At 27.1% G+C, this 9,146-nt stretch carries 6 protein-coding genes and 1 pseudogene; 5 read left to right on the plus strand and 2 right to left on the minus strand.

Features of this window, described 5'->3' with window-relative positions; all coding sequences use genetic code 11:
* A partial coding sequence (locus tag RWY47_RS11015; RefSeq protein ID WP_316030330.1) for a hypothetical protein occupies positions 1-1,223 on the minus strand: 1,223 nt, incomplete at its 3' end.
* A 165-nt stretch (positions 1,224-1,388) separates the two neighbouring features.
* Between RWY47_RS11015 and RWY47_RS11020 the strand changes: the two genes are divergently transcribed.
* Together RWY47_RS11020 and RWY47_RS11025 are read left to right on the plus strand one after the other, a co-directional pair.
* Positions 1,389-1,694, plus strand: coding sequence for a hypothetical protein (locus RWY47_RS11020; RefSeq protein WP_053831054.1), 306 nt, complete (start codon positions 1,389-1,391; stop codon positions 1,692-1,694).
* Positions 1,695-2,161: 467 nt separating this feature from the next.
* Positions 2,162-2,425, plus strand: coding sequence for a hypothetical protein (locus RWY47_RS11025; protein ID WP_150842494.1), 264 nt, complete (start codon positions 2,162-2,164; stop codon positions 2,423-2,425).
* An 87-nt stretch (positions 2,426-2,512) separates the two neighbouring features.
* Here the strand turns inward: RWY47_RS11025 and htpG are convergent, their stop codons facing one another.
* Positions 2,513-4,387, minus strand: coding sequence for a molecular chaperone HtpG (gene htpG / locus RWY47_RS11030; protein WP_224170345.1), 1,875 nt, complete (start codon positions 4,385-4,387; stop codon positions 2,513-2,515).
* Between the two features lie 186 nt (positions 4,388-4,573).
* On the opposite strand from htpG, the gene RWY47_RS11035 reads away from it, so the two are divergent.
* The 3 genes and pseudogenes from RWY47_RS11035 to RWY47_RS11045 form a co-directional block, all read left to right on the plus strand.
* Positions 4,574-5,236 carry a TetR/AcrR family transcriptional regulator gene (locus tag RWY47_RS11035; RefSeq protein ID WP_025161441.1) on the plus strand — a complete coding sequence of 221 codons (663 nt, stop codon included), beginning with the start codon at positions 4,574-4,576 and terminating at the stop codon, positions 5,234-5,236.
* A 76-nt stretch (positions 5,237-5,312) separates the two neighbouring features.
* A complete protein-coding gene (locus tag RWY47_RS11040) occupies positions 5,313-7,406 on the plus strand; it encodes an efflux RND transporter permease subunit (protein ID WP_150842355.1) in 2,094 nt (697 codons plus the stop codon).
* A gap of 2 nt (positions 7,407-7,408) precedes the next feature.
* A pseudogene (locus RWY47_RS11045) lies at positions 7,409-9,146 on the plus strand (hypothetical protein); the annotation flags it as partial.

Genomic DNA, 9,146 nt, shown 5'->3' on the forward strand with positions numbered 1-9,146 from the left:
GTTATGTATATATCTGATTTTATGCCTCTTTTTTTAATTTCATTTAATAATTCATTATAACTTTCTAGGGTTTGTGAATATGTGATATTTGAATCACCCTTATAATTATTTCCAATCTCTAATTTTTTTAAATATAAGTCTGAATTAGGATAAGCATTTAAAGAATTTTCATCATACAATTTCTTAGCTTTATCTAAGTATTCCTTAGACACTTTTAAATTATCTTGATTTAATTTAACATTTGAATAAACCATATAAAGCCATATTAACTCTTTATTTTTTTCTGTAGGTTCTAATTTATTTGCAATCTCTTCATACTTAGCTTTTAACTTTTCTGCTTTTTCATTTTCATTTAACTTAAAATATGATTCCATTAAATACCCTATCACTGATAAGTTTTTATCATTCATTTTAAACTTATCATCCTTAAGAATTGACTCGTATACATATGCAGCTTTTTTATAATTTTCTTGAACATAATAATTTTCGCCTAAATTTATAATTGCTTTACACATATTTTCATAGTCTTTATTCTCATATGCAATTTTCCAACCCTCCATAACATAAGTTAAAGATAAGCTAAATTGCCCGTTAGACCTATATAAAGATGCCAAAAAATTATATTCTGCCATTTTTGTTTTATCTGTACTCTCTAGTTTTACAGCTTTTTTCATTAAATCAATACTATCGCACATACTTCCTTTATATCTTAAATTCATCCTTGCTAGTGAATAGTAAAAATTTGATAGTTCATCAGTTAAATTTGATTTAGTTGCAATTTTTTTAGCTTCTTTAAAGTATTTTTTAAATTGCTTAATATCATTTGTACGAATAGCATTAAATGACAAATTTCTATATATTTTAAAATCTACCTCACTATTTTTATTTTCCATATATCCAATAGATTTTATTAGGTAGTAATTTGATTGTTTATAGTTTTTTTTCAATGACTCTATTTTCCCCAGAGCATAATAACTATTTTTTATATTTTTTTTATTTTTCAGAAGCTTTTGATTAAGCTCATTTCTCAACTCATTTTTTATTTTACCTTCATATTCATTTATATCTTTTTCAGATAAATCCCCTACCATTTTTTCATTTTCAGTGTTTATCAATTTAATGGTGTATATATTATCATATATACCATCTATAGCTATCACTCCCAAAGATATAAATGTTATAACTAATACATATATAAATATTTTTTTCATATTGTTTCTCAAAATCATTTCTCTCCTCAAGTTTCCCGTGTTTAAACTATATTAATATTACCCTAAATTTATATTATCAAACAATACCCAAAAATTAGTATAAAATTTTGTTACTTGACTTTTTTATTGTAAAATGGTTACGATTATAGTAAATATGATTTTTTAGGGGGTTTTTTAATGATTGGTACTGAAATTGGAATAAGAGCTATTCTAGGATTATTATTTATAGCTTATGGGCTTATAGTTTCCGGAATAGAGAAGTACAAAGGACTTCCTTTCTTTTATTCTAAAGACCAGATAAATGGATCTATAAATGGTTTTATATGCTTATCTGTAGGGGTACTATTATTATGGACTAATCCAAAACAAGGTATACTTTGTGCTATTATTGCTATTGCTTTATACGCTATAGTAAAGTTTTCAGTAGGTAAAGTAGTTGAAAATAAAATAAAAAAACAAGAAAAAAATAATAAAAATATGTAAAATCAATATGATAAATTATAACTAATAAGGGTTCATTGTTATACTCAAAATACTCCAAAGCTTTTAGCTTGTATTTTAATATAATAATGAACCCTTTTATACTAATTTCATTTTAATATTCAACGTAATACACTATAGAAATACCATATTATATCTATGGAGCTTAAACAGTTTTATTCTTTCTTTTTTGGTTTAGATATCCAATTAATGTTATAACTGATAATATAAGCATAAAACATACTGATAATAATTTTTTCATAATCATGTCCCCCATACTTTTCTGTTATTTTACAAACATTGTGTTTTCACAATTCAAATATACCATTTTTGTATATATATATCAATCTATTTTCGGAACCTTCCAAATTTTCACACCAATTATTGCTGTTAATATTCAATTTATTTTTACCCACGCATATAATAAAGTAACTACCATTTAAATTATCTATAATGAGGATGTGTTAAATATGTTTACCAAATTAGTAGGTCTAAGATTGGTTATAGGTATATGCTTTATAGGTTATGGCCTTTTATTATCTGCACTGGAAAAATATGATGGATTACCTACTTTTAATATTAAAATCAAAACAAATGGATATATAAATGGATTTACCTTTATGGTAGTTGGAGTATTAATATGTTCTACTAGCTTTAAAAACTTTATAATCTCAACCATAGCTTCAATAGTGCTACTACTTATTGAAACTTATCTTATAAATAAAAAATTGTAACATAAATAAGGAGTGTTGATATGATTTAGCTACATTTCAAGCTTCTTTTCAGCTTGTGTAGCAAATCATATCAACACTCCCTTATCCCTATAAACCTATTAACATATTCATAAGTTTATTATTTCTATTTATAAACTCATCTAATTCCTTAGCGTCTAATTCTTTATTTGCAAGTAATGCAACATCTACAATTTGATTACATATTAACTCTATTTGATCTTTTTTACTTTCATCGTCTTTTAAAGATACTAACTTTTTAATTATAGGACTATTGTCATTTATAACTAAAGTTTTTTCTTCTTCAAAGTTCATTCCAAGATCCATTCCTGCAAATTGAGATTTCATTTCAGCCATTCTTCTAGATTGTTCAGATACTAATATTATAGCTGTAGTATCCTCGCTCTTTAAGCTCTCTACAGAGTAATCTTTTACTTTATCTTTAACATATTCTTTGAATAAATTTTCTATTTCTGTTTTATTTTCTTTGTTTTCATCTTCATTTTTGTCTTTTAATACATCTGATAAATCTGCATCTATTCTATTAAATGTAACTCCTTGATTTTTAAATTCTATAAAAGATATAAAGTGATTATCTATGCTAGAATCTAGTATAACTGCATCTAAATCATAATCTTTAAATAACTTAATGTATTGTGATTGCTGTTCTTCATCACTTACATAGAATACTTTATTTTCATGTTTTTCCTTACATTTTTCTAAGTAATCATTAAGTGTAATATAATTTGAATTTATATCTTTAAATAATAAAATATCTTTTATCTTATCATAGAATCCTTCGTCTTTTAAGCATCCAAATTTAATAAATACTTGTATATCATCCCAGAATTTTTCAAAGTTGTCTCTTTCATTTTTATAAAGTGATTTTAATTTATCTGCAACTTTTTTAATTATATGCTTAGATATTTTACTTACATCTTTATCATTTTGTAAGAAACTTCTAGATACATTTAATGGTAAGTCTGGGCAGTCTATTACACCTTTTAGTAATAATAAGAACTCTGGTATAACTTCTTTTATGTTATCTGCAACGAAAACTTGGTTATTATATAGTTTAACTTTACCTTCTATAAGTTCAAATTCATTTTTTAATTTAGGAAAATATAATATTCCTTTTAAATTAAATGGATAGTCTACGTTTAGATGTATCCAGAATAATGGCTCATCAAATGTGTTGAATACTTTTCTGTAAAACTCTTTATATTCATCATCTGTGCAATCTTTTGGAGATTTTAGCCATAAAGGATAAGTATCATTTAATGGTTTTATTTCATTTTCACTATTTTCATCTTTTTCTTTAGAACTATCTTTAACATCTAAATAAATATTTACAGGTAAGAATGAACAATATTTATCTATTATGCTTCTTACTGTGTACTCTTCTAAAAACTCTTTGCTATCATCAGCTAAAAATAAAGTTATAGTAGTACCTCTTGATTTTCTATCTTCACTTGCTGAAAGTTCATATTCTGTTTGACCTTCACTTACCCATTTTACAGCTTGAGCACCTTCTTTATATGATAAAGTATCTATTTGAACCTTGCTAGATACCATAAATGCTGAATAAAAACCTAATCCAAAGTGTCCAATAATATCATTTTCTTCGCTCATTTTATCTTTATATTTATTTACAAAGTCTTCAGCTCCTGAAAATGCAACTTGATTTATATATTTTTCAACTTCTTCTTCAGTCATCCCGATTCCATTGTCTTCAAATATAAGAGTTGAATTATCTTTGTCTATTGTTACATTAATTTTATAATCTTGATCTTGTTTATTTTCTATTTCCCCTAGTGATACTAATTTTTTATATTTATTTATCGCATCACAACCATTACTTATAAGTTCTCTTACAAATATATCCTTATCAGAATATAACCACTTTTTTATTATAGGAAATATGTTTTCTGTATGTATTGATATGTTTCCTTTTTTGTTTTGCATATTTATCTCCTCCTTAAATTTATCTTTATTAAATAAAATTGGGATAAAGTAAATCCCCCTACATTTATTATTTTATCATCTTTGTTAGCACTGTCAATACTAGAGTGCTAATTTTTTTTAATAGATTACAAATTAAAAAAATGTTGTTAAAATGATACTATAAACAAAATTAAAGGGGTGATCAATGTGGAGTTTGAACATAAGGATGACATTAGAAATACAATAATACTAGAAGCATCTAAGCTTTTTATTCAACAGGGGTATACAAAAACAACAATAAGACAAATAGCACAAGTCTGTAATTTAGGTAGAGGTCATTTATACTACTATTTTAAGAAAAAAGAAGATATTGTTTTATATCTTTACAAAAACTTAATCGAAAAAATTTATTTTCACACAAAGAGATCAAGTAGCGAGTCTATAGATCCTTTACTTAGTTATGCTATAACCCAATATATATATATAAAGACTATAGCAACTAACCAATCTTTATTTAGAGTGTACATAGAAGCATCTGAAATAGACTCAGTAAGAAAAGAATATCTTAAAACTCTAGGTGAAATACTAAAAGCTAATTTAAGAGAATTAAATTTTGATTTTAAAGAAAAGGATATAAGTCTAAGCATTGTAATTGGTTCAGCTGGGGAAGATGAACTTTTGCGTAGATTTTATAAAAATGATATCAACTTAACACTAGATGAAATTATTGAAAGTACAATAAAAACTAGGCTTTTACTATTAAATATAAGCCAAGAAAAAGTAATTCAAATTATTTCAGATACTAAAGAGTCAACTAACAACATAGAAATTAATGAGATAATAAAAAACATAAATATACTTGACATATAGGTTGTACTACTCATACAATCTATTTTGTAAACAAATTTGGGCATGCCTAAATATTTTAGAGGGGGGTAAACTTTAGATGAGGGGATTGTCAAAACAAATAGCTAAAAGAAGTAAGTTAATTTTAGTAATAGCTATACTATTATTAGTTCCATCAGCAATTGGCTTTTTAAACACAGACATAAACTATGATATCTTAAGTTATTTACCAGATAATTTATCGACAACGCAGGCAGAGAAAATACTTAAAGACGAGTTTGATTGCGGATCTTTGGCTATGTTAATAGTTGAAAACATGGAAGATAAAGATGTAGCTAAGCTCAAAGAAAAATTAACTAAAGTTGAAGGTGTAAAAGATGTTTTATGGGTTGATGATGTTGTAGATTTATCAGTACCTAGAGAACTTCTACCAAAAGATGTAACAGACTTATTGTATACCGAAAATTCAACTCTTATGGTTATTAAATTAGAAGAAGGTTCTGCAGCTCTTAAAACATTAAATGCTGTAGAAGAAATAAGAAAAGTTACAGGAAAGCAAGCATTTCTAAGTGGTATGGCAAGTATCATAAAAGACACTAAAGACATTTCAGATAAAGAAACTCCACTATATGTAGTAGTTGCTGTAATACTTACATTAATAGTTTTAAGTTTTACAATGGATTCATATGTTACTCCATTTATATTTTTACTTAGTATAGGATTTGCTATAATCTATAACTTCGGTAGCAATATAATATTTGGTGAAATTTCTTATTTAACCAAGGCACTAAGTGCTGTATTACAACTTGGAGTTACCATGGACTACTCCATATTCTTACTTCACAGGTATGATGAAGAAAGAGAAAAATATGATAGCCACATAGATGCAATGGCCGTAGCTATTTCAAATACCACAACAGCAGTATTTGGTAGTTCCTTAACTACTGTAGCAGGATTTTTAGCTCTTTGTGCAATGGATTTAGCCCTTGGAATGGATATGGGCTTAGTTATGGCAAAAGGGGTTTTACTAGGAGTTATATGTACAGTTACTATACTTCCTGCTCTTATACTAATCTTTGATAAGCAAATTCATAAATACAAACACAAACCAATTTTACCTACATTTAAAAAATCATCAAAAATAGTTGTTAAACATTACAAATTATTAGTAGTTTTATTTTTATTGATGTTTATACCATCTGTAATAGGTTCATCAAATGCAAAAGTTTATTACAACCTAGACGAATCTTTACCTGATGATTTACCATCTATAGTTTCTACAAACAAATTAAAAGATGACTACAAAATGAATAGTACAAATATCATTTTGGTTAAAGATTCACTTGATTCTTATAAAGTTGACCAGATGATTAAAGAAATTGAGAATTTAGATGGAATAAATTCAGTTGTTGCCCTTGAAAAAGTAATAGGTCCTGCAATAGTTGAAGATATACTTCCAAATGATTTAATAAGTTCAGTTAAGTCTGGCGGATACGAACAACTCATAGTAAATTCAGAGTATCGAGCTGCAACAGATGAAGCTGGCATTCAAATAGATAAACTAAATAACATAGTTCATAAATACGATAGAGACGGTCTAGTTGGAGGAGAAGCACCTTTAACTGATGACCTTATAAAAATTGCTGACACAGATTTTAAGAAAGTAAGTTTAGTATCTATAATAGCTATATTTGTAATTATAGCAATAGTATTTAAATCACTTTCTCTACCTATTTTATTAGTTTTAGCCATTGAGTCAGCTATATTTATAAACCTTGGAATACCTTACTATACAGGTACTGTAGAACCTTTTATAGCATCAATAGTAATAGGTACTATTCAACTTGGTGCAACCGTTGACTATGCAATACTTTTAACTTCTAGGTTTAAAGAAGAATTAGCTGTAAATGATAATAAGTTTGAAGCTATGACAGCTTCAATACAAAGCAGTGCAAGATCAATTGTAACAAGTGCTTTATCATTCTTCTCCGCTACAATAGGTGTTGGACTTATTTCTAAACTAGAAATGATAAGTGCATTATGTTCACTTATGGCAAGAGGAGCTATCATAAGTATGTTTATAATCATTTTTATGCTTCCTGCAATTTTATTAGTTTGCCACAAATTTATAATAAAAACTAGTAAAGGGTTTGTGACTTCACAACCTAAAAATTTAAATAAGGGGGATATATAAGGATGAAAAGAATTAATTTACCAAAAGCTTCAATAGCTACTTTAACTACACTTATGATATTTTTAAATACTGGGATTTGCTTTGCAGATGTAAAAAAAGAAGAAACTGTATATGCCATATTAAATAATAATGGTAGCGTTGAAAAGACTATTGTTTCTACTTGGATAAACAGTGATGAGAAACTTGGAAAATTTACTGATTCTAGTAATCTTAAAAATATAAAAAATGTAAAAGGTGATGAAAAACCTGTAATAAATAATGATTCAGTTGAGTGGAATGTTAACAAAGAGGATTTATACTACCAAGGAGAGAGTTCTAAAAAACTTCCTATTGATGTAGATATTCAATATGAATTAAACGGCAAAAAAGTTAGTGCTAAAGAAATTGATGGTAAATCAGGTAAGTTTAAAATAACTATAGACCTTAAAAACAATGAAAAGAAAATCCGTAAAGTAAATGGTAAAAATAGAGATATGTATGTACCATTTTTAACAGCTACTGAAGTTTTATTTGAAAGAGATAATTTTAAAAATATAAAAATAAATAGTGGAGAGCTTCTAGATGATGGTAAAAAATCTAGTGTAACATTTGCATCTTTCCCTGGTTTAAAAGAAAGCTTAGACTTAAGTAAAGATATAGAAGATTATTTAGAATTAGAAGACACTCTAGTTATTGAAGGAAATGCTGATAAATTTAAAATGCCTAATATAATGGTTATGGCAACTCCAAAAATTCCAGAGCTTAAAGGAATTGATAAAAACTCTACTTTAGATGATTTATCTAAATCTTTAAATGATTTAAGAAAAGGCGGAGATGATTTATTAGATGGATCTAAAAAATTATTGGACGGAAATAATGAACTAAATACTAATTTCGCTAAGTTTGATCAGGGTGTAAAATCTTTAGATAAAGGCTCTAAGGATTTAAGTAGTGGTATAGATAAATTAAATCAATCTGCTCCATCTTTAGACAATGGTGCAAAAAGTGTAAGTAGCGGCCTTAGTCAGCTAAATGATTCTCAAGGTAAGTTTTCTAATGGAGTTGAATCTTTTGTAGGAAATACTAATAAGCTTTATGATGCTTACTCAGCTATTAACAATGGAATTAATAGTGCTAGTGACGGTGCTAATGCACTTAGTTCTGGACTTTCTAATGGAGCTTCTGGTGTAGATAGTTTAATAGCATCTACAAATAATATAGACCAGGTTGCTGAAGGATTAAACAATATAGCTGGAGCTTTAGATGAATCTAATCCAGAAGTTGCTAATCAATTAAGAGGATTAGCAGGTTCTTTAAGTCAAGTTTCTGAAGGTCAAAGGGGTGGCCTAAATAGTTTAAAAGATGGAATGGGCAGTGCTGTAAGTGGAGCTAATAACTTAAGTGCTGGACTAGAAAACTTAAAATCTGGTTCAAATAGCTTTAGTTCTAACTTCAAATCTTTAGTGGATGCCGGTTCAACTTTAAGTAGTAGTTCAAAACAATTATCAGCAGCTACTAATAAACTTGAAGATGGTAGTAAAAAATTGGCTGCTGGAACTGGTGAATTAAGCAAAGGTACTAACCAACTAGCTCAAGGTAGTAAAAGCTTAGTTAGTGGTACTAAAACTTTAAATGATAATTCAAGTAAACTTTTAAAAGGAACAAATGACCTAGCAAAAGGATCTAATGAGTTATACAAAGGTGTTAATAAATTAAAAAAAGATGGGCTAGATAAAATATATAAAGAAGGAAATACTAAAT

This window comes from Paraclostridium sp. MRS3W1 (assembly GCF_032465715.1).
GTDB classification, from domain to species: Bacteria; Bacillota; Clostridia; order Peptostreptococcales; family Peptostreptococcaceae; genus Paraclostridium; species Paraclostridium dentum.